This window comes from Nocardia sp. NPDC049935, assembly GCF_055586645.1.
In genome coordinates, this window is the sequence record NZ_JBVJHV010000008.1 from 1 (window position 1) to 21,516 (window position 21,516).

General features: G+C 70.2%; 19 protein-coding genes. 5 read left to right on the forward strand and 14 right to left on the reverse strand.

Annotation, left to right across the window (positions count from 1 at the left end):
* Positions 1-115 precede the first annotated feature (115 nt).
* From ACZ6SF_RS26780 to ACZ6SF_RS26800, 5 genes are all read right to left on the reverse strand, one after another.
* Positions 116-1,102: a sulfate/molybdate ABC transporter ATP-binding protein gene (locus ACZ6SF_RS26780; RefSeq protein ID WP_466065582.1), complete on the reverse strand. Its 987-nt coding sequence runs from the start codon at positions 1,100-1,102 to the stop codon at positions 116-118.
* A gap of 22 nt (positions 1,103-1,124) precedes the next feature.
* Positions 1,125-1,931 (reverse strand): sulfate ABC transporter permease subunit CysW, encoded by an 807-nt coding sequence (gene cysW / locus ACZ6SF_RS26785; protein ID WP_466065584.1) that lies wholly within the window; start codon positions 1,929-1,931, stop codon positions 1,125-1,127.
* Positions 1,928-2,740 carry a sulfate ABC transporter permease subunit CysT gene (gene cysT / locus ACZ6SF_RS26790; RefSeq protein ID WP_466066154.1) on the reverse strand — a complete coding sequence of 271 codons (813 nt, stop codon included), beginning with the start codon at positions 2,738-2,740 and terminating at the stop codon, positions 1,928-1,930. Before cysT ends, cysW begins: the two co-directional genes overlap by 4 nt.
* A 111-nt stretch (positions 2,741-2,851) precedes the next feature.
* Positions 2,852-3,871 carry a sulfate ABC transporter substrate-binding protein gene (locus tag ACZ6SF_RS26795; RefSeq protein WP_466065585.1) on the reverse strand — a complete coding sequence of 340 codons (1,020 nt, stop codon included), beginning with the start codon at positions 3,869-3,871 and terminating at the stop codon, positions 2,852-2,854.
* Positions 3,872-3,956: 85 nt separating this feature from the next.
* Complete coding sequence (locus tag ACZ6SF_RS26800; RefSeq protein WP_466065587.1) at positions 3,957-4,157, reverse strand: hypothetical protein; 201 nt, start codon at positions 4,155-4,157, stop codon at positions 3,957-3,959.
* An 82-nt stretch (positions 4,158-4,239) separates the two neighbouring features.
* Here ACZ6SF_RS26800 and ACZ6SF_RS26805 point away from each other — a divergent pair, with 82 nt between their 5' ends.
* Positions 4,240-4,905, forward strand: a complete 666-nt coding sequence (locus ACZ6SF_RS26805; RefSeq protein WP_466065589.1) for a class I SAM-dependent methyltransferase — start codon at positions 4,240-4,242, stop codon at positions 4,903-4,905.
* Between the two features lie 37 nt (positions 4,906-4,942).
* Positions 4,943-6,940 (forward strand): glycoside hydrolase family 15 protein, encoded by a 1,998-nt coding sequence (locus tag ACZ6SF_RS26810; protein ID WP_466065590.1) that lies wholly within the window; start codon positions 4,943-4,945, stop codon positions 6,938-6,940.
* 9 nt (positions 6,941-6,949) lie between these two features.
* On the opposite strand, the gene ACZ6SF_RS26815 is transcribed toward ACZ6SF_RS26810, so the two are convergent.
* The 3 genes from ACZ6SF_RS26815 to lepA form a co-directional block, all read right to left on the reverse strand.
* Positions 6,950-8,755 carry a P-loop NTPase family protein gene (locus ACZ6SF_RS26815; protein ID WP_466065591.1) on the reverse strand — a complete coding sequence of 602 codons (1,806 nt, stop codon included), beginning with the start codon at positions 8,753-8,755 and terminating at the stop codon, positions 6,950-6,952.
* Positions 8,756-8,960: 205 nt separating this feature from the next.
* Entirely contained in the window at positions 8,961-11,429 is a 2,469-nt protein-coding gene (locus ACZ6SF_RS26820; RefSeq protein WP_466065592.1) for a hypothetical protein, read from the reverse strand.
* 196 nt (positions 11,430-11,625) lie between these two features.
* On the reverse strand, positions 11,626-13,491 hold the full coding sequence (gene lepA / locus ACZ6SF_RS26825) for a translation elongation factor 4 (RefSeq protein WP_466065594.1): 1,866 nt from the start codon (positions 13,489-13,491) through the stop codon (positions 11,626-11,628).
* 147 nt (positions 13,492-13,638) lie between these two features.
* On the opposite strand from lepA, the gene ACZ6SF_RS26830 reads away from it, so the two are divergent.
* Complete coding sequence (locus tag ACZ6SF_RS26830) at positions 13,639-14,214, forward strand: type II toxin-antitoxin system PemK/MazF family toxin (protein ID WP_466065596.1); 576 nt, start codon at positions 13,639-13,641, stop codon at positions 14,212-14,214.
* A 12-nt stretch (positions 14,215-14,226) separates the two neighbouring features.
* Here ACZ6SF_RS26830 and ACZ6SF_RS26835 read toward each other — a convergent pair whose 3' ends face one another.
* Entirely contained in the window at positions 14,227-15,018 is a 792-nt protein-coding gene (locus tag ACZ6SF_RS26835; protein ID WP_466065598.1) for an aquaporin, read from the reverse strand.
* Positions 15,019-15,348: 330 nt separating this feature from the next.
* Between ACZ6SF_RS26835 and rpsT the strand changes: the two genes are divergently transcribed.
* The gene (gene rpsT, locus ACZ6SF_RS26840) at positions 15,349-15,609 is read left to right on the forward strand and encodes a 30S ribosomal protein S20 (RefSeq protein WP_466065600.1); all 261 of its coding nucleotides are present in this window, start codon (positions 15,349-15,351) and stop codon (positions 15,607-15,609) included.
* A gap of 147 nt (positions 15,610-15,756) precedes the next feature.
* Positions 15,757-16,002, forward strand: coding sequence for a hypothetical protein (locus tag ACZ6SF_RS26845; protein ID WP_466065602.1), 246 nt, complete (start codon positions 15,757-15,759; stop codon positions 16,000-16,002).
* A 45-nt stretch (positions 16,003-16,047) separates the two neighbouring features.
* On the opposite strand, the gene holA is transcribed toward ACZ6SF_RS26845, so the two are convergent.
* The 5 genes from holA to octT all read right to left on the reverse strand — a co-directional run bounded on the left by holA (position 16,048) and on the right by octT (position 21,436).
* A complete protein-coding gene (gene holA, locus ACZ6SF_RS26850; RefSeq protein WP_466065604.1) occupies positions 16,048-17,019 on the reverse strand; it encodes a DNA polymerase III subunit delta in 972 nt (323 codons plus the stop codon).
* 136 nt (positions 17,020-17,155) lie between these two features.
* Positions 17,156-18,790 carry a ComEC/Rec2 family competence protein gene (locus ACZ6SF_RS26855; protein WP_466065606.1) on the reverse strand — a complete coding sequence of 545 codons (1,635 nt, stop codon included), beginning with the start codon at positions 18,788-18,790 and terminating at the stop codon, positions 17,156-17,158.
* A 40-nt stretch (positions 18,791-18,830) separates the two neighbouring features.
* A complete protein-coding gene (locus tag ACZ6SF_RS26860) occupies positions 18,831-19,724 on the reverse strand; it encodes a ComEA family DNA-binding protein (protein ID WP_466065607.1) in 894 nt (297 codons plus the stop codon).
* Positions 19,725-19,822: 98 nt separating this feature from the next.
* Positions 19,823-20,686 (reverse strand): DegV family protein, encoded by an 864-nt coding sequence (locus ACZ6SF_RS26865; protein ID WP_466065609.1) that lies wholly within the window; start codon positions 20,684-20,686, stop codon positions 19,823-19,825.
* A gap of 3 nt (positions 20,687-20,689) precedes the next feature.
* A complete protein-coding gene (gene octT / locus ACZ6SF_RS26870) occupies positions 20,690-21,436 on the reverse strand; it encodes a diglucosylglycerate octanoyltransferase (protein WP_466066155.1) in 747 nt (248 codons plus the stop codon).
* Between the last annotated feature and the right edge of the window lie 80 nt (positions 21,437-21,516).

The window sequence follows — 21,516 nt, forward strand, 5'->3', positions numbered from 1 at the left end:
AGCGACCAGAGGGAGGGAGCGCAGCGACCGACCGCCGGGAGTGAAGAACCGGGGTTAATAGGGCCCCGCCCTCGAGCGGCGGAGCCGCTCCAACATCACAGCCGCCGCTCCAGAATTACAACTCCGGGATTCGGGTGGCGCGGGCGTAGACCGTCTCCCCCTCGGCCAGCCGCAGCGCTTCGGCGTCGCCGCGGGTCACCTGGGCGACGAACAGATCGCCGGTGGCGGCGTTGCGCATCTCCACCCGGACCTCGAATCCGAGCCGGACCACCCGCTCGACGGTGGCCCGGGTGACCCCCGCCGATTCCGCGGTGCCCTCGTGGGCGGCCAGGGCCATGCTCGGGTCGCGGCCGACCCGGATATCGTGCGGCCGTACGAGATGCCCGTTGAGCCGGGCCACCGCGCCCAGGAAGGTCATCACGAACTCGCTGGCGGGGCGGTCGTAGACGTCCTCGGGGGAACCGACCTGTTCGATGCGGCCCGCGTTCATCACCGCGATCCGGTCCGCGACGTCGAGGGCTTCCTCCTGGTCGTGGGTGACCAGCACCGTGGTCACGTGCACCTCTTCGTGCAGGCGGCGCAGCCAGGTGCGCAGATCGGCGCGGACCTTGGCGTCGAGCGCGCCGAAGGGCTCGTCCAGCAGCAGTACCTGCGGGTCCACGGCCAGGGCCCGCGCCAGCGCCATCCGTTGCCGCTGGCCGCCGGACAGCTGCGCCGGATACCGGTGCTGGAAGCCGTCGAGGCCGACGATGCCGAGCAGTTCGTCGACCCGTTTCGCGATCTCGTGCTTGGGACGTTTGCGGATGGTCAGGCCGAAGGCGACATTGTCGCGGACCGTCATATGTTTGAACGCCGCGTAGTGCTGGAAGACGAAACCGATATCGCGTTTCTGCGGCGGCACCCGGGTCACATCCCGGCCACCGATGGTCACCAGGCCGGAATCGAGGTTCTCCAGCCCGGCGATCGAACGCAGCAGGGTCGACTTCCCGGAACCGGAGGGGCCCAGCAGCGCGGTCAGTTCGCCGGAGGGGATGTCCAGGCTGACATCGTCGAGAGCGGCGAAGGAACCGTAGTTCTTGCGCGCGTTGGTCACGGTGATCATGGGCGGCCTCCGGCATGCACGGTCATGACACATCCCGCTTTCGTTCCAGGAGCGTCATCAACAGCAGGGTGATGAGCGCGAGGCCCATCAGCAGGACTGCGGCGCAGTAGGCGCCGAAATCGTTGTGATCGTTGATATAGCGTTCGTGCACCAGCAGGGTCAGCGTCTGCGAGACCCCGGGGAAACCGGACGACACCATGATCACCGCGCCGAATTCGCCGAGCGCACGGGCCACGGTGAGCACCACGCCGTAGGTGAGACCCCAGCGGATGGCGGGAACGGTGATCCGCCAGAAGGTCTGCCAGCCCGAGGCGCCGAGGGTCGCGGCGGCCTGTTCCTGATCGTCACCGATCTCGTGCAGGACCGGCTCCACCTCGCGGACCACGAACGGCATGGTGACGAAGATGGTCGCCAGCACCATGCCCGGTAGCGCGAAGATCACCCGGAAACCCCATTCGGTGACCACGCCGAACCAGCCGCCGACCCCCCACAGCATGATCAGCGCGACGCCGACCACCACCGGCGATACCGCGAAGGGCAGGTCCACGACGCCCTGCAGCAGGCGCCGGCCGGGGAAGTTGCCCCGGACCAGGGCCAACGCGATCACGACGCCGAGGACCACGTTCACCGGCACCACGATGGCCAGGATGATCATGGACAGGTTGAAGGCGGAGATGGCGGCCGGTGTGCTGATCTGGTCGACGAAGGCGCCGATACCGTGCTCGAAGGCCCGGTACAGGATGATCCCGAGGGGCAGCACCAGCAGGACGAACAGGTAGCCGAGGGCGAGCACACGCAGGGCCACCCGCCCGGGTGTGGACAGTTTCATCGGGCCTCGCGTTCCTTGCGCGAGGTGCGTTCGGCGAAGATCCGCAACACCAGCAGCACCACGAAGGCGATCACCAGCAGCGCCACCGAGACCGCGGCCGCGTTCACCGGCCGGTCGATCTCGATCTGCTGCTGGATGTACTGCGAGGCCACCTGGGTGTCCCGCGGGATATTGCCGCCGATCAGCACGACCGATCCGAATTCGCCGATCGCCCGGGCGAAGGCCAGCCCGCCGCCGCTGATGATGGCGGGCGCCAGTGTGGGCAGCACGATCCGGCGGAAGGTCGTCCAGTTGTCGGCGCCCAGCGAGAGCGCCGCCTGTTCGACCTCCCGGTCGGCCTCGATGAGCACCGGCTGCACCGATCGCACCACGAAGGGCAGCGTGACGAAGGCCAGCGCGACCACCAGCCCGGGCCGGGTCGCGTTGAGATGGATATCCACCGGGCTCCGCGGGCCGTACAGGGCGAGCAGCACGATACTGGCGACAATGGTGGGCAGCGCGAACGGCAGGTCGATGAGGGCGTTGACCGCCCCCTTGCCCGGGAAATCGTCGCGCACCAGCACCCAGGCGATCAGCGTTCCCATCACCACATTGATCAGCGCGACCACCACCGAGACCGCGACCGTCACCCGCAGCGCGGCCAGGGCCGACGAATCGGTGATCGCACCCCAGAAACCGGCCCAGCCGTCGTCGAACGCGCTGACGGTGAGCGCGGCCAGCGGCAACAGCACGATCACACTGAGCCACAGCATCGCGGTCGCGATACCGAGCGGGCCGACCGAACCGGAGAAGCCCAGCCGGGACCGCAGTGGCCGGCGGGGTGGAGCGGAGGGGTCCGCGGAGCCGGCGGGCGCGGCTGCTGCGGCGGGGCTGTGTTCGGTCACGAGTATCGAGTATCGCGTGTGGTCCGGGTCACCCGGCTACTCGGTCGCGTTGTCGTAGGCCACGGCGATGGATCCGGAGTCCGGCGCGAACAGTTCGTCCTCCACCGTTTCCCAGCCGCCCAGGTCGGCGATGGTGTACAGGGTCGCGGGCCGCGGGAACACATCGGCGTATTCGGCGGCCACCCCCGGATCGACGGGCCGGAAGCCCGCCTCGGCCCAGGCCCTCTGGGCGGCCGGGGTGTAGAGGAAATCGCGGAAGGCCAGGGCCTGGTCCGGATGCTGGGCGTGTTCGAGCACGGCGACCGGATTCTCGATCTTGAACGTCTGATCCGGCACGATGTGCTCGACCGGGTCGCCGTGCCGCTGCGCGAACAACGCTTCGTTCTCGTAGCTGATCAGCACGTCGCCGGTGCCCTGCAGGAACGCCTCGGTGGCCTCGCGGCCGGATTTCGGCTGCACCCGGACGTGGGTGAGCATCTGATTCAGATAATCGATCCCGGCCTGCGGATTGCTGCCGCCGCCGCTGGCCGCGGCATAGGGGGCCAGCAGATTCCATTTCGCCGATCCGGAGCTGAACGGATTCGGGGTGACCACTTCGACGTCGGGGCGCAGCAGATCGTCCCAGCCCCGGATGCCCTTGGGGTTGCCCGTCCGGACCACCAGCGATACCACCGAACCGAACGGCACCCCGCGGGTGGCGTCGGCGTTCCAGTCCGGATCCACCAGCCCGGCGTCCACGAGCCGGGTGATATCGGGTTCGAGGGAGAAACTCACCACATCGGCCGGCGCCCCGCGGGCGATCTTGCGGGACTGGTCGCCGGAGGCGCCGTAGGACTGGCGCACCTCCACACCGTCGCCCGCCTCGGTGTTGTTGAATTCGGGGATCACCAGGTCGTAGCCCGGTTTGGGAATGGCGTACGCATAGAGATCGACGGTGCCGCCGCTGCCGTCGGCGCTGCTACCGCCGACCACATCGCTGGACCCGCCCGCACACGCGGACACCAGCAGCGGTAGCGCCACCACGGCGGCGAGGAAGCGGCGGCGGACGGCCGGCATGGCGGGCCTCACCTGGTCAGCAGCCAGGCGATGAGCACCAGCGCCAGCAGCGCCACCAGCGCCAGCTGTACCCGTGAGCGCGGCATCAGCACGCCTCGTTTCCGGAGTCGCGGTCTTCACCACGGCCCAGCGCGGCCGCGGCCAGCCGCAGGACCCGGTCGATCAGATAGGCGATGCCGAAACTGATCGGCACCATGCCGACCAGCACCACGAGGAACTGGGGTATGAAGGGCAGCCCCGCCACCCACATCTCGAACCCGTCCCACCAGTCGGCAATACGCTCCACGGCGACCAGCGTAGAACACCCGGTTGTCACCACCCGCGTCCCGCCTTGACCTCGAGCGGGGTCGAGGTTGCAGCCTGGATACATGACAGAGACCACCGAGGTATGGAACTCCGCCTACGACAACGACACCGCGCCGTGGATCATCGGCGAACCCCAGCCGGCGATCCTCGGGCTGGAACGTGCCGGCCTGATCGGCGGCCGGGTGCTCGACCCCGGTACCGGCGCCGGTGAGCACACCATCGCTCTCACCGCACTCGGATACGACGTCCTCGGCGTCGACCTCTCCCCCAGCGCGGTCGCCTACGCCCGCCGCAATGCCGCCGCCAAGGGTGTGCCGCGAGCACGGTTCGAGGTCGCCGATATGGTCGCGCTCGCCGAATCCGGGACCGGCTCGCTCGGCGTTTTCGACACCGTCGTCGACAGTGCCCTGTTCCACGTGTTCCTGGAGGACGCCGACGCGCGCGCCGCCTATGTGCGCACCCTGGGCCTGCTGTGCGTACCGGGCGGCCGGGTGCATGTGCTGGCGCTCTCCGACGCCGAACCCGGATTCGGGCCGCGGATCGGCGCCGGGCTCATCCGCGACGCGTTCGCGGGCCCGGACTGGGAGGTCGAGGACCTGCGGCCCGACCACTACTACGGCCGGATCACCGAGGCCGTTGCCGACCGGGCCGGCGAGCTCACCACCGACGCCTCCGGCAAGGTCGAACTCGCCGCGTGGCTGGCCCGTATCCGCCGCACCGCCGGATGAGGTGGACGATCCGGGCGCCGGCGACACATGATGGGTTATGCCGACTCCCGAGCACGCACCCGCCCACAGCGGGACCGGCGCTTTCCCGTCGGAGCCCAGACGGCCGGAGAACAACTTCCCGACCATCGACGACTACGCGTTCCTGTCCGACTGCGAGACCACCTGCCTGATCGCCAGCAACGGGTCGGTGGAGTGGATGTGCGTCCCGCGCCCGGATTCGCCCAGCGTTTTCGGTGCCCTGCTGGATCGCAGCGCCGGGCATTTCCGGCTCGGCCCGTACGGGCACACGGTGCCGGCCGCCCGGCGCTACCTTCCCGGCGGGATGATCCTGGAGACCACCTGGCAGACCGCCACCGGCTGGCTCATCATCCGTGACGCGCTGGTCCTGGGCCCCTGGCACAGCACCGACCAGCGCAGTCGCACGCATCGCCGCACGCCGACCGACTGGGATGCCGGCCATATGCTGCTGCGCACGGTGAAATGCGTGAGCGGCACCGTGGAGCTGGAACTCAGCTGCGAACCCTCGTTCGACTACCACCGGGCGGCCGCGCAGTGGGAGTACACCGGCAAGGTGTACGAGGAGGCCACCGCGTTCTGCTCGGCCGACGCGACCGCCGGCCCGACCCTGGTGCTCACCACCGATCTGCGGCTCGGCCTGGAGGGCCGGGAGGCGCGCGCCCGCACCCGGATGACCGAGGGCGATTGCGCCTATGTCGCGCTCACCTGGTCCGAACTACCCGCGCCGCAGACCTTCGACGAGGCCGCCGACAAGATGTGGACCACCGTCGAATGCTGGCGGCAGTGGATCACCCTCGGCGATTTCCCGGACCATCCGTGGCGCAAGTATCTGCAGCGCAGCGCCCTCACCCTGAAGGGCCTCACCTACGCCCCCACCGGCGCGCTGATGGCCGCCGGTACGACCTCGCTGCCCGAGACCCCGGGCGGCGAACGCAACTGGGACTACCGGTACTCGTGGGTGCGCGATTCCAGTTTCGCGCTCTGGGGTCTGTACACCCTCGGGCTCGACCGCGAGGCCGACGATTTCTTCGCCTTCCTGCACGACGCCACCACCGGCCCCGACGGCGACCCGGTACCGCTGCAGGTGCTCTACGGCATCGGCGGCGAACGCCAGCTCACCGAGACCACCCTCGACCATCTGTCCGGCTACGGCGGCGCCCGCCCGGTACGGATCGGCAACGGCGCCTTCGACCAGGAGCAGCACGATATCTGGGGCACCATGCTCGACGCGGTCTACCTGCATGTGAAATCGCGCCAGCATGTCCCGGAGACCCTGTGGCCCATGCTGAAACGCCAGGTCGACGCGGCCATCGCGAATTGGCGCGAACCCGACCGCTCCCTCTGGGAGGTGCGCGGCGAGCCGCAGCATTTCACCTCCTCCAAGGTGATGTGCTGGGTCGCCCTGGACCGCGGGGCGAAATTGGCCGATGTGCACGGCCAGGCGGAGATCGCCCGGAAATGGCGCACGATCGCCGCCGAGATCCGGTCCGACATCCTGTCGCACGGCGTGGACGAACGCGGCCGCTTCACCCAGGTGTACGGCGGTACCTCGCTCGACGCGTCGCTGCTGCTGGTGGTGCTGCTCCGGTTCCTGCCGCCCGACGATCCCCGGGTCCGGGCCACCGTCCGCGGGATCGCCGACGAACTCACCGTGAACGGCCTGGTCCTGCGCTATCGCACCGACACCACCGACGACGGTCTGTCCGGTACCGAGGGCACCTTCACCATCTGCTCGTTCTGGCTGGTGTCGGCGCTGGTGGAGATCGGCGACGTGGACCGGGCCCGGAGCCTGTGCGAACGGCTGCTCACCCATGCCAGCCCCCTCAAGCTCTACGCCGAGGAGATCGACGCCTACACCGGGCGGCATCTGGGCAACTTCCCGCAGGCGTTCACCCACCTGGCCCTCATCAACGCGGTCACCCACCTGATCCGGGCCGAGGGCTCGCAGCCGGCCGGGAGTTTCCGGCCGGCCCACGCCAAGAACAGCGGAACCCCCTGGCGCAGCCGGCCGCGCTGAACCGGGCGGTCAGGCGGCGGAGAAGGTATCCGCCTGACGCCGCAGGTCGCGGAGTTTGCCCAGATCGGTGTCCAGGCGGGCGAGACGTTCGACGCCTCTGTCCCCGTACTGGGCGCCCGCTTCCTCGGCCACCCGCAACGCCTCCTCGGCGGCGCGCAGCGCATCGGTGGCGATATCGGTGAAGTGGTCGCGCAGCACCCGCTGCACGTCGCGCAGCCGGGTCCGCGATTCCTTGCCGACCTGGAAGACCACATCGTCCATCAGCCGCGACAGCGCCACCTTGGCCTCGGCCTGGCGGCGGTTACGGCGTGCCCGCCGGTCCTCCCACAGCGCGTGCAGGCCGAGCAGGATGCCCGCACCGGCCGAATACCAGTTCACCAGCGACATCCCCAGCAGGCTGGTGGCCAGGCCGACCATCAGGATACCGCCGTAGGATCCGCGCAGCGCCGACAGGAACTGCTCCGCCACACCGGCCTTCGCGCTCTGCAGCGGTTCCAGCGGGGCCACGTTCTCCAGCAGGTCGGAGGGGTACTGCGGCCGGATATCGGGCAGATCGGGCCGGCGGTGATCGGCCGGGAACCGCGCGGCCACCTGTTCGGCGAGTTCCTCGGCGCGGTAGTTCGCCGTCTCGAAATTCTCCGCCACGGCCTCGGCGATACGTCCCTCCAGCTGTTCACCGAAGCGGGTCCAGCGGGTGGCCGGATCGGTGCGCGAGATCTCGGTCTCCGCGTCGCGCGCGAGGGTCCGCAGCCGGTGCCGCAGATCGTGTTCGATATCGGCCATCAGTTCGGTGCTGCCGTCGGCGAGGGTGATCTGCCAGGTGGCGGTCCGCTGCCGCAGCTGATCGGCCTGATCCCGGGCGGTGGCCAGCTGCTGGGTCACATGGGCGCGGCGGCGCGGATCGCGCAGCGCGTCGGCCTCGGTGCGGAGTACCACGCCCAGATGATCGCCGACCAGCTGGATATCGCGGACCGCGGATTTCACCGCCGTCGCGTCGGCATGGGCCACCACGTATTCGCGGAGATGCTCGACCAGCTGCGGCACCCCGGATTCGATCGCCCGCTGCTGATTACCGGACCGCAACGCCTCGTGGTGGATCTGCGCCGATACCGGCGCCACCGCGAAACCCAGCCCCGCCCCGTCCAGCAACGCGCGATTACGTTCCTGCACATGCGCCCAGTGCGCATTGCGGTCGATCTTGTTGAGCACGCAGATCACCGTGGGACAGACCTGACCGATCCGGCGCAGGTGCGCGATCTGGTCGTGCGTGTACTCGGCGGACGCGTCGCTCACGTACAGCACGGCGTCCGCGGCGGCGATCATCGACCAGGTCGTGCGCTCCTGCAGGGCCGCGCCGGGCGCGTCCATCAGCACGATTCCCTCGGCCAGCAGTGAACTGGGCTGGGTGAAATCGGCGCGGATCACGCCCTTGGCCATCAGCGCCGGGCCGGGATTCAACGGATCGACGGGCTGGCGGCGGATCCGTCCGCCGCCCTCCCGGCGGATCAGGGTGGCGCTGGGATCGGGGCCGTACTCGACGATCGCCGGCACGCTGATCGGCGCGTCGGTGGCACTGATCGGCGCTTCGGCCAACGCGTTCACCAGCGTGCTCATCCCGCTCTTGGGCGGGCCCACCACCACCAGGCGTACCCGGCTGTCGGCGACCCGGGCCCGGACCATACCGAGGCGGCCACGCAGGTCGTTACGGCTCGCGGTCCGGGTGACGTCGCGCAGCTCATCGATGATCTGGATGAGCGGGGCCATCACATCCGGATTCTTCACCGTGGCGGCCCGGGGTCCGGCTACGGCAGACAAAGCCCAGCTCCTCACTCTTGGTCACTACTACACGTTCACCGACCGCGAGCGGCCGAAACTTCCCCGGCCGCGGGCGGCCGAAACTCTCTCGACCGCGGGCGGCCGAAACTCTCCCGGCCGCGAGCGGCCGCATACCCACCGAAGACCGGTGGCCGAACGTCGCCCGACCACCGGCGGGGAAGCTACCGGCGCAGGTCGGGAACGGTCAGAGGATTACCCAGTGACCGGGATCGGCGATCGTGTCGTGGGTCACCACGGCCGCATGCGGCAGCAAACCCGGCGACAGCTCCCCGGCCGGGTCGCCACCGGCGAGTCCGTACACCGCGTGATCGGCATAGGTCGCGACAGCCACCCCGTGGACATCGTACGGAACGACCACCGAGTGATGGTCGGCAATCGGCTGCACTTGTGGTGTCGGGATCGGTGTGGGGACCTGATGCGGCACGGTCGGGAGCGTCGCGTCCGGCACACTCGGCTGCTGGGTGGGCACGCTCACCGTCGGGACCTGCGGTGACGGCTGGTCGACGGTGGGGACCTCCGGGGAGGGCACGTCCACCGTGGACGGCGTGGCGCCGGAACCCTGGTCGCCGGTGGACGGGCTGCCCGTCCCGGTTTCACCGATGGGATCGGTGGTGGTCCCGCCGTCACCGGTGGTGGCGGAGGGGATCGGCGTGGTGGTGGTCACGCCGCCGGACTCACCGGTCGACGAGGTGGAGTCACCGGTGGGGGTGGTCGATTCCGTCGAGGAGCCGGTGGTCGATCCGCCGGTACCGGTGGTGGTTTCCGGCGACGTCGTGGAACCGTCGGGCGAGGTGGTGGAGCTCCCGTCGAGGCCCGTCGTGGTGCTGCCGTCCACCGAGGTGGTGGTGCTGCCGTCGGTGCCGGTGGTGGTCGACCCGTCCGGCCCGGTGGTCGTGGTGTCCGGGGTGGTGGTGGCGCCGGTGGTGATCGGGGCCGTGGTGGTGGGCACCACGGCGGTGGTTCCGTCCGGACGCCCCGGTTCGGCCGGCGCCTGCGGCTCACGGCCCGGTGCGGCGGGCGGCCGCTGGAACAGGTCGGGCAGCTGCGCCTTCGGGGCGGTGAGCGGCGAAGGACCCGCGGGCGGATGGAAGACGTGCGCCATCGGGGTGGTCGCCATATCCGGCTGGACGGTGCTCTGCAGCGGAGTGGCCGCCACGGGCTGCACGGCCGGAGCCAGCACCGCCGGAGCCACCGGGGGCGGTACGGGCGCGGGTGCCATGGGCGCGGGGGGCGCCACCGCGGGCGCGGGCATCGGCGGCGGCGCGAAGGCGGCCGGAGCCGGGGCCGGAGCCACCGACGCGGTCGTCATCGGCGCCGGCGCGCCGGGCGCGCCGAGTGCTCCCGGTACCGCGCCGGGTGTGGCGGCCGCGGTGGTGGCACCGGCGGTACCGGGTGCCCCGGCGGCAGCGGTCGCCGCACCCGGACTCCCGGCGAGTGCCGCGACGCCCTCGGCCGCGGCCGCCTCGGCGGGCGTCCCGGTATCCGGTGAGCCCGGCCGGCCGGCGGCCTGCAACGGGTCCCCGGCCGTGTTGCCCGGCTGCTGCGCCCAGTCCAGGTACTGGTCCAGGTGATCGTCGAGCAGGCTCGCGTCGCCGACGGTGATGTCGAGATCCCAATCACTGTCGACCCACACGCCGTTGGGGCCCACCGACACATCGAGGGTCCAGTCGGAGTCGACGATGACGGCGCCGCCGATCCCGCCGTCGGAGAACCCGTCGAACCAGCCGGTATCGAAACCACCGGCGTCGAAACCGTTCAGGTCGGGGGCGTCGTGTACGTCGCTGTCGTCCTCGTCGCGGTCGCGGTCATCGCGCTCGTCGCGTTCCCGCACCACCGGCTCCGGCCGGCCGAAGAGACCGGCGAGATCGAAACCCCAGTCCGATCCCGGTTCCTGCGCCACGGTTTTCGGCCCCCAGTCCGGGCTCTGGCCGAGGTTGGGCAGATCGAAGATATCGGTCTGGAACGCGTCACCCGGGGCGGGCAGCCCGAAATCGTCCGGGATGCCGAAACCTTCGTCGCCCGGAGCCGGAAACTCCTCGCCCAGGCCCGGAATCCCGTCCAGCCCCGGAATACCGCCGGAGGGCTGGGATCCCGCGTCCGGCATACCGAAGTCGGGCATCCCCGGAACCACCGATTCGGGTACACCGGTGCCCGGCATGAAACCGGCGTTCGGAGCCCCGGATTCGGCGCCGCCCGGCACCAGCGACAGACCCGGCACCTCTTCCATATACGGCACCCCGTACGGGCCCATATCGTCGAAGTCGAACTCGCCCGGATGACCGACCTGGATATCGAGGGTGCCGTGCGGGAGCGGCATGGTGACGCTCGCGTCCCCCTGCGACCCGAAGGGCATGTCCTCGGGGGCCGCCGGCTCGGGATCGGGAAAGGTGACCACGGGACTCGGCACATCCGGGTCCGGGTCGGCGTTACGCGCCCACCCGGCATTACGGCTGTCCAGTTCACCCGGGTGGGCGGGAACACCGCCGCCGTTGGCGGCGATCAACGCGCCGCCCGTCACATAGGCGCCGCCACGGGCGACCCGGGACGCGGCACTGGCGATACGGTAGGCGGTATCACCGCTGCGTCCGGCAACCTCGTCGTCACCCTCGAACGGCAGCTCACCGTCACCGTCGAACGGCAGATCACGCGCCATTCCATTACTCCACTCTCGGGTCCACCAGCGCCCGCACCGCCATCGGTCCGGCGCGGATCCGTTATCAGCCTATTGTCGACATCCACAGCTGTCACATTTTCGTTATCAGCGAATATCCGAGGCCGGATCGCCGCCGGGACCGTGCGAGGGCGGGGCCGTGGGAAGAGCGGGGCCGGTTTCTCCGGGGTGGAGGGCCCTACTTCTTGTCCTTCGGTTTGTCGGACTGCGCGTCGGAGGACAGCGCGGCGACGAACGCCTCCTGTGGGACGTCCACCCGGCCGATCGTCTTCATCCGCTTCTTGCCCTCTTTCTGCTTCTCCAGCAGTTTGCGCTTACGGCTGATATCGCCGCCGTAGCATTTGGCGAGCACATCCTTGCGGATGGCGCGGATGTTCTCGCGGGCGATGATCTTCGATCCGATGGCCGCCTGGATGGGGACCTCGAACTGCTGGCGCGGAATGAGTTCGCGCAGTTTGGTGGTCATCTTGTGCCCGTAGGCCTGGGCGGCGTCGCGGTGCACGATCGCGCTGAACGCGTCGACCGCCTCACCCTGCAGCAGGATATCCACCTTCACCAGCTGCGATTCCCGCTCGCCGGCCTCCTCGTAGTCCAGCGAGGCGTAACCGCGGGTCCGCGATTTCAGCGAATCGAAGAAATCGAAGATGATCTCGGCCAGCGGCAGGGTGTAGCGCAGTTCGACCCGGGTCTCGGACAGATAGTCCATACCGCCGAGGTCGCCGCGCCGCGACTGGCACAGTTCCATGATGGCGCCGATGAATTCACTCGGCGCGATGATGGTGACCTTGACCACCGGCTCGAACACCGCGCGGACCTTGCCCTCCGGCCAGTAGGACGGATTCGTCACGATATGTTCCGCGGCGTCCTCCATCACCACCCGGTAGACCACGTTGGGCGCGGTGGAGATCAGGTCGAGGCCGAATTCGCGCTGCAACCGCTCGCGGGTGATCTCCATATGCAGCAGTCCCAGGAAGCCGCAGCGGAATCCGAAGCCCAGCGCCACCGAGGTCTCCGGCTCGTAGGTGAGCGCGGCATCGTTGAGCTGCAGTTTGTCCAGTGCGTCCCGCAGGTCGGGGTAGTCCGAACCGTCCACCGGGTACAGGCCCGAGTAGACCATCGGCCGGGGCTCGCGATACCCGGTCAGCGGTTCGGTGGCGCCGTTGCGGGCCGCGGTGACGGTATCGCCGACCTTCGACTGGCGGACATCCTTCACCCCGGTGATCAGGTATCCGACCTCGCCGACACCCAGCCCCTGGGTGGGTTTGGGCTCCGGCGAGACGATGCCGATCTCCAGCAGTTCGTGGGTCGCGCCGGTGGACATCATCTTGATCTTCTCGCGCGGGGTCAGTTTGCCGTCCACCACGCGGACATAGGTCACCACACCGCGGTAGGTGTCGTAGACCGAGTCGAAGATCATCGCGCGGGCGGGGGCGTCGGCGTCGCCCACCGGTGCGGGAATCCGCTCGATCACCCGGTCCAGCAGTTCGGTGACACCGGCTCCGGTCTTACCCGAGACGCGCAGCACATCCTCCGGCTCGCACCCCACGATATGGGCGATCTCGGCGGCATAGCGGTCCGGATCGGCGGCCGGCAGATCGATCTTGTTGAGGACCGGGATGATCTCCAGGTCCTTGTCCAGCGCCAGATACAGATTCGCCAGCGTCTGCGCCTCGATACCCTGCGCGGCGTCCACCAGCAGCACCGCGCCCTCACAGGCCTCCAGCGCCCGCGACACCTCGTAGGTGAAGTCCACGTGGCCGGGCGTATCGATCAGGTGCAGGACGAAATCCTCGCCCGCGTGCGCGCCGGTTTCCGGTTTCCAGGGCAACCGCACGTTCTGGGCCTTGATGGTGATACCGCGTTCGCGTTCGATATCCATCCGGTCCAGATACTGCGCGCGCATCTGCCGTTCCTCCACCACACCGGTGAGCTGCAACATCCGGTCGGCCAGCGTCGACTTGCCGTGATCGATATGCGCGATGATGCAGAAGTTCCGGATCCGGGACGGATCGGTGAACGTCGTATCGGCGAAGCTGGCGGGCACTCCACTCCTCAATGAGTATCGGGCGTACTGGCGACCATCGTCCCATGCTGGTCCCGGCCCGCTGTCCCCCAGGTCCGGCGCCGCCGCCACCCACCCGCGGCAACCGGAGCGATATCACCGGCCGCCACGGGCCGTTATCCTCCTGGGATGGCCCGCAGTTGGAACAGTCTCGGCAAGCAACTCACCGCGATCGCGAAACAGCAGGGGCCCAAGATCGTGCAGCGCCAGGCGCCGCGCCTGGTCGAGGCCCTGCTCGACCGCCGCGGCCGGGCCCGCCGCGGCGCCCGCCCCGCCGCCGGCTCCCCGGGTATCGCCGTCCGTCCCGCCGCCTCCACCCCCGTGCCCACCGGGCAGCGGGCCCGCCGGCTCGTCTACGCCCCGCAACTGGACGGCCGCGCCGACCCCGGCGAGATCGTGTGGACCTGGGTCCCCTACGAGGAGGATCCGGCCAACGGTAAGGACCGCCCGGTCCTCGTGGTCGGCCGCGACCGCGACACCCTGCTCGGGCTCATGCTCAGCTCGAACGCCGACCGCGAGCACGATCCGGACTGGGTCGGGATCGGCGGCGGAATCTGGGACCACCAGGGACGGCCCAGCTGGGTCCGGCTGGACCGGGTCCTGGATGTCCCCGAGGACGGTATCCGGCGCGAGGGCGCCATCCTGCCGCGCGATCTCTTCGACCGCGTCGCGCACCGGCTGGTCCGCGAGTACCACTGGAGCTGAACGGGCCGGAACTCAGGCCTTCGGGTCCCGCGACCGCCCGAACAGCGTTCCGTACACCAGCGCGCCCAGCACCCCGCCGATCAGCGGGAACAGGATGAACGCCCACAGCTGGCCCATCGCGCCGCCCTGATACGGAGCGACGGCGATACTGCGCGCCGGGTTCACCGACGTACCGTCGACCGGAATGGCGATGAGGTGGATCACGGTGAGCGTCAGGCCGATGGACAGACCCGCCAGCGGTTTGTCCGAGATCTGATCGGTGGAGGCCAGCACGACGAAGACCAGCAGCGCGGTGAGCATCACCTCCACGATGATCATCGCGGCCGATCCGTAGCCGTCCTGGATGACGATGTTCCCGGCGGGTCCGGTCACCGCCGACGGACTGTGCGGACCCCAGCCGTTGGCGCCGAGCCCGTCCACCGCCCGGTCGTAGGACGGCAGGTTCTTGGCGACCGCGAACAGCACCAGACCGGCCAGCAGACCACCCACGACCTGCCCCACCATGTATCCCGCGGCGCTGACCGGCGACAGCCGGCCCATGATCAACTGCCCCAGCGTGACCGCCGGGTTGACGTGACATCCCGATATCGGCCCGATCGCGTACACCAGCACCAGCAGGCCGAGACCGAAGGCGAAGGCGATACCGAGCGGGCCGACCTGGTCTCCTGCCAGCACCGCCGTCCCCACACCACCCATCACCAGGACGAATGTGCCCAGGGCCTCGGCCGCCCATTTCTTGGTATCGGGGATCGCAGCCTCCTCGACATCGAGGACGACTACCGCTTCCTGCGCACTGGAGGACATAAGAGACCGCCTTCCGAGAGGATTACCGCGCCACGGGGCGCACACCGGATAATTCCTGGGTCCTGCGGGGAAATATGTGCGGAGATTTCGTCGGACGTTACGCTGGCCTAAAGATCTTCTCAACGCCATCCGGCCGGGCCGGTGTGTGATAAAGACCTCGCGACCGGGCCCGTCGCACCCGCGATTTCGTGACCTCGCCACGTGCTGGTAATCTGGCCCATCGGCGTTGCCGTACCCCGTGCCCGGAGAATTCTCGATCCGGCGAATCCAGGGCCGGGTGGCGCACACAGACTTTCCGACCGAACCAGACAGGAACCAGAGGATACCGGCGTGGCCAATATCAAATCCCAGATCAAGCGGATCCGCACCAATGAGGCGGCGCGCCAGCGCAACCAGTCGGTCAAATCCGAGCTGCGCACCCATATCCGCGCCTTCCGGGCCGCCGCCGCGGCCGGTGACAAGGACACCGCGGTCGAGCGCCTGCGCGTCGTGAGCCGCAAGCTGGACAAGGCCGCCTCCAAGGGCGTCATCCACGCGAACCAGGCCGCCAACAAGAAGTCGGCGATGGCCACCGCGCTCAACAAGCTCTGATTTTCTGATCTCTCGACGAACAGCCGCCGCGGGCTTCGATGACCACGGCGGCTTTTGGTGTGTCCGGAGCCCGGTCAGGGGGCTATTTCTCCGCACGTCCGGACGGCGCCGACAGGATCGTCGTCCACCTGCCGTAGCATGCGGCGCATGGTTACGGTGTATGCGAACCAATCGGTAGTCCATGCCGAGGACCTGCCCGGCGTGATCCGCGCCGCCGAGGTGCTCGGTTTCGGTGTGAAGATCGAGAATGTGCTCGTCCCCGCCGACGACGACGGCACTCAGGTCATGGCCTGGATGGTCACCCGGGACGAGGAGACCCCCGTCTACGAGGAGTGGGAGGGCCGCTACGAGGAGGTCGCGGAGGAGGCGCTGGAACTCAGCGCCGTCGACTGACAGCAGCCCGCGCCGCCGGCCCTCACACGGGACCGTTCCCGCCCGTCAGCTGCGCCCGTGCAGGGCCAGCAGCTTCAGTACGGCGTCCTCGAGGGCGAACCCGGAGTCCGCGGCCCCACCTTTGACATCAGCGTTCAGCGTCGCCACGACCTGCAGCGCCGACCCGATCGTGGCCGGTGTCCAGCCTCGTGCCTGCGCCTGGGCCTTCTTCACCTTCCACGGCGGCATCCCCAGCGGACCCGCCAGTTTGAACGGATCACCCCGGCCGGCCGACCCCACCTTCGCGATGGTGTGGACGGAATCGGCCAACGCGTCGGCCAGCACCACATGCGGTACCCCGCGGTCCTGGGCCCAGCGCAGCGCCTCGACGGCGCCGGCGCGGTTCCCGGCGACGGTGAAGTCCGCGACCTCGAACCCGGAGACCTCGGCCTTCCCGGAGTAGTACCGGCGCACCGCCGCGATATCGACCTTGCCGCCGGTATCGGCGACCAGCTGCGAACAGGCCGCCGCGAGTTCACGCAGCTCCGAACCCACCGCATCGAGAACGGCCTGCACCACCTCGCCCGAGGCCCGCACACCGGCGGCCCGGAATTCGGAACGGACGAACTCCGCCCGCTCCGACGCCTTGGTGAGCTTCGCGCATTCGTGCACCTGCGCTCCGGCCTTGCGCAGCGCCGGAACCAGCGCCTTCGCCCGGCCGCCGCCCGAATGCACCACCATCAGCACCACGCCCTCCGGCGGTGCGGCGGCCGCATCGGAGATAACCGCGACGGCATCCTTACCGGCCTGGTCCGCCGCCTCGAGGATGATCACGCGATCCTCGGCGAACAGCGAGGGACTCAACAGTTCGGCCAGCTCCGAGGTACCGGCGTCGCCGGCGCGCATCCGGTCCACCGGCACCGCGTCCGGGGCCGGCGCATGCGCCCGCACGGTGGCGGTCACCTCCGCCACCGCCCGCTGGATCAGCAGTTCCTCTTCCCCGAGAACCAGATGCACCGCCGCAGGTCGTTCGCTCACGGCTCCGATCGTACGGCCGACTCCCCGCCCGATCCCTGATCGGTGGCCTCCGGCCGGTCGGCGCGCCGGATCCGGAACCACACCGGCAGACCCACCCGCGGTCGGCCGCGCACGCGCGCGACCCGGCCCATACCCGTCACCGTGACAACCAGAGCGAGAGCAGCAGATGCGCCGCGACCACACCGGCGGTCGCGGCCAGGGCGGCCCGTCGTATCGGAGGTGCCCGGAGTGCGCAGATCCCGGCCGTGACGACGACTGCCACCAGCAGCCCACCCGGTATCCCGGTAGGCACCGTGATCGTGGCGCCGGGCACCGCGGCGGCCCGGTGCGCGACGGTCAGCAGCCACCACAGCGGCGGCGCCGCCAGGCGGAGAATCAGTTCGGCCGGCGCGGACGCCCAGGTGGCCAGGCACGTGGCTACCGCGCCGAGAATCGTCACCGGTGCGATCACCGGCGCCACCAGGATGTTCGCGATAACGGCCACCAGCCCGAGCCGGCCGGACAGCGCGACGGTGACAGGGGCGGTGACCACGAACGCGGCGGCGGCCACCGCGACCAGTTCGGCGGGCAGGCGCCACCAGCCGCGCTCCCGGAGATAGTCGGTCCAGCTCGGAGCGAGCAGTAGCAATCCCGCGGTGGCCAGTACCGAGAGCGCGAATCCGGCCTGCACCGCCAGTTCCGGGCGCCACAGCAGCAGGCCGATCACCGCCGCGCACAGCGCCGGTAGAGCCTGTCGACGACGGCCGGTGACGAGTGCCAGCAGGGTCACCGATCCCATCGCGGCGGCCCGCAGCACACTCGGGTCGGGGCGGGCGATGATCACGAAGGACACCAGGGCGCCGGCCGCGACGCATAGCGACGGCCGGGGACCGAGGGTGAGCAGCCGGGTCAGCGCGAGCACGCCGGTGAGAACGATCGTGAAATTCGCCCCGCTCACCACGGTGAGGTGCTGCAAACCGGCCGCGGCGAACTCCGCGTGCACCCGATCGGTGAGACCCGAGGTGTCACCCACGACCAGCGCGGGCAGCACCCCCGCCGCATCCGGCGCGAGCGCGCCGCCCGCCGCCTCGGCCAGATCGGTGCGTACCGCATGGGCCGCCGCCTGCCACCACGGCAGCGGTCCCACGGCGACCGGCTCGCCGACCGGCCGCAGGGTGACCACGGTCAGGTCGTGCTGCCGCGGTGGCGCGGGCCGGGCCCGGAACTCCAGAGGACGGCCGGGCAGCAACGCACCCCACCGCGAGCCGGCGCCCAGCACAATCACGCTCCCGCCGCCGCGCACCACCCGGTCGCGGTACTCGTACTCACGCAGCTCCGCCCGCAGCACCCAGAGCCTCCCGGAACCGGAACCGCTGCCGCGCACCGGCTTCGGATCATCGGTGGGAGTCACCACCACCCGGACCGCCGCCGCGGCCGGCACCGCGCGCAGCGGGTGCGCACTCACCTGGTGTTCCCGCCAGGCCCCGGCGAGGGCGAACGCCGCACCCAGCAGCGAGACACCCACCACCGCGGTCGCGACCACCCGGCGGCGTTCGGCGCGATGCGCGAGACCGGTCCACAACAACACCCACGAACCCAGCGCCACCACGATCAGCGCCAGCCCCACAGCCACACCGGCGGCCCAGCCCATCCCGACCGCCACGACGGTGACCGACCAGCAGACCAGCGCCGCCGGAAGCAATCGCGCGTCCAGCACCGGCAGGGACGGACCCGATACCTCCTCCGGCCCTTCGCCGGGCGCGCCCTCCCCCGGGCCGCGATGACCGGTCACCGGTGTTCCCCGGCGGCCCGCACCTCCGTGAGCACACCGGTCACACCGTCACCAGCTCGCGGAGCCGGGCCAGGCGCGCCGGACCGATACCGTCGACCTCGGCCAGCTGCTCCACATCGGTGAACCGGCCGTGGATCTCCCGCCAGCCGATGATCGCCTTGGCGGTGACCGGGCCGACGCCGGGCAATGCGTCCAGATCCGCCTCGGTGGCGGTGTTCAGATCCACCGGCGCCCCGGGAGTCGCCCCCGGACCCGTTCCACCCGGCGCGGCCGCCTGCCCTCCCCCACCGCTCACCGTCGCGCTGCCGGTCGGCGGCGGGCCGGAACCGGCGGCCCCCACCCGCACCTGATCACCGTCGGCGAGCCGCTGCGCCAGGTTGATTCCCGTCAGATCGGCGCCGGCCAGGGGACCTCCGGCCGCGCCGATCGCATCGGCCACCCGGGCGCCGGGCGCGAGCCGCACGAGACCCGCCCGCTGCACCAGCCCGACCACACTCACCACCAATTCGGCCGGCTCGGCGGGTCCGGCGTCGGAGACGGGAACCTCCGCCACGGGAGCGGAGGCCGAATCGTCGGCGGACAGCGCGACGGGTGCGGCGGCGGGGAGCGGTGGAACGGGTTGCGCGGCAGGTCGTTCCCACAGCACCACGATCGCCGTCACCAGGGCCGCGAGCAGGCCGATACCGGCCGTGGCCGCCGCGCCGCGGCGACCCGGATCGAGCCGGGCGTGCCGGAATCGCCGCGGTATCAACCGGTCTCGCCAGGTGGGAGGTTCCGGTTCGTCCTCCAGCCAGCGTGGTGTGCGGACCGCACCCTCGCCGGGATCTCCCGGATCCGCCCATCGCGATCCGGCGCCGGAATCGGCGCGGGCGGTATCCGCGAGATGCCCGCCCAGCCGGGTGCGTACATGTTCACGCTCGTCGTGTCGTGCCATGGCCGCGACGCTAGAGCGCCGCTACCCGACGACCGGGGGTGCCGACCAGGGGATTCGACAACCCTGTGGACAACTCCACCCTGTGGATTACCGGCCGATCACCCGGTGGGGCCGGTGTCTCCGCCGCAGCCGCCCGGTAGCACCAGCACACCGACCGCGCCCGATCCCAGATGTACCCCGAGCGCCGGGCCGAATTCCGCGGTGAGGATTTCGCCCGCCGCCGGAATACGTTCTCGCAGCCGCTCGGTCAGTGATTCCGCGGCCTCGGGCGCACCGAGATGCTGCACGCCCAGCGCGACCACACCGGTTCCGGCGGCTTCCTCGGCGGCGGCGACCAGCGTCGCGAACGCCTTGGACCGGGTGCGCACCTTCTCCCGTAATTCCAGCCGTCCTTCGACGAGCTGCAATACCGGTTTGCTCACGAGCTCACTGCCGAAGAAACCGGCCGCGGTGCTGAGCCGGCCGCCCCGGCGCAGCTGTTCGGTGCGGTTCACGACGATGAAGGTGCGCGCGCGGCGGGCGGCGGCGACCGCCGATTCGTATACCGCGGCCAGCGGTTCGCCCCGGGCGGCGCGGCGCGCGGCCGCCAGTACCGGTAACCCGGTCGCCAGGCCCGCGCCCAGCGAATCCACCAGCAGTACCGACTCCTCGGCGCCCATATCGCGGGCGGCCTGCCGGCCCGCCTCCCAGGTGGCCGAGAGCTGCCGGGACAGATGGATACCGACCACCCCGTCGCCGCCGCTGCGCTCCAGCGCCGCGGCGTAGGCGCCGCGCAGTTCACCCGGTGAGGGCGCCGAGGTGGTGACCGAATCCGCGGCGTAGTCGATGGCGAAGGTATCGACGCCCTCGCGCACCTCCAGTTCGCCCACCCGCACATGCAGGGGCACCACGTCGATACCCAGTTCGCCGACGAGGCCGGCGGGCAGACTGGCCGACGAATCGGTGACGACCACGACCGCCACGTCTCACCCCACCTCTTGCAGAGTTTTCACCATCGCCTTGGCGACCTCGGTATGCCCGTCCCACCCCCAGTGGATCCCATCGGGGTTGGCGTCACCGGAGAAGATGTTGTCGTGGACGGCGGCCTTCAGATCGACCAGCGGCACGCCGGTACGCGCCGACCAGGCCGCGAGTGCCCGGACCGCCGGTTCCCGGCCGCTGTGCACCCGCCCGTAGGCCTCGCAGTCGTGCACCGACGGGAGGACGGCCACCACCGGCAGTTCGGGCCGCAACTGGGCCAGGGCTTCCCGGCACTGTTCCAGATAATCGACGCTCACCGCGGGTGGCAGCGCCACCGGCCGGCCCAATTTCGCGGCCCGGGGCTGGATCCACTGGTAGGCCGAGCGCACCACCCGGCGCAACCCGGACGGCCGCAGGTAGCGTATGAGTTCCCGTAACGCGGTGGGCAGCGGCGACGGCAACGAATCCATCCCGCCCACCGCGAAGACCACCGCGCCCGCGCGCGGTACGGCCGCCCACACCCGTGGATCGCCGATCAGCGCCCAGTAGGCATCCCGGCAGGTCCACCCGATCCGGGCGACGAGTTCCACATCCCAATCCAGTTCCGCGCCCACCAGATTGGGCCAGATCCGGGCATGATCGGCGGGCAGGCCGCCCTTCGGCCCGAAATAGGACAGGGAGTCGGCGATCACCAGCAGTACGGGTCGCGGGGCGTCCGCGCCGCCGGCCGCCGGTCCCGTGGTGACCTCCACGTCCGTTCCGGTCCCGGAATCGGCGGCGGGATCCGCCCCGGTACCTGTCGAGTTCGCTCGATCCGACGTGGATGTCACTG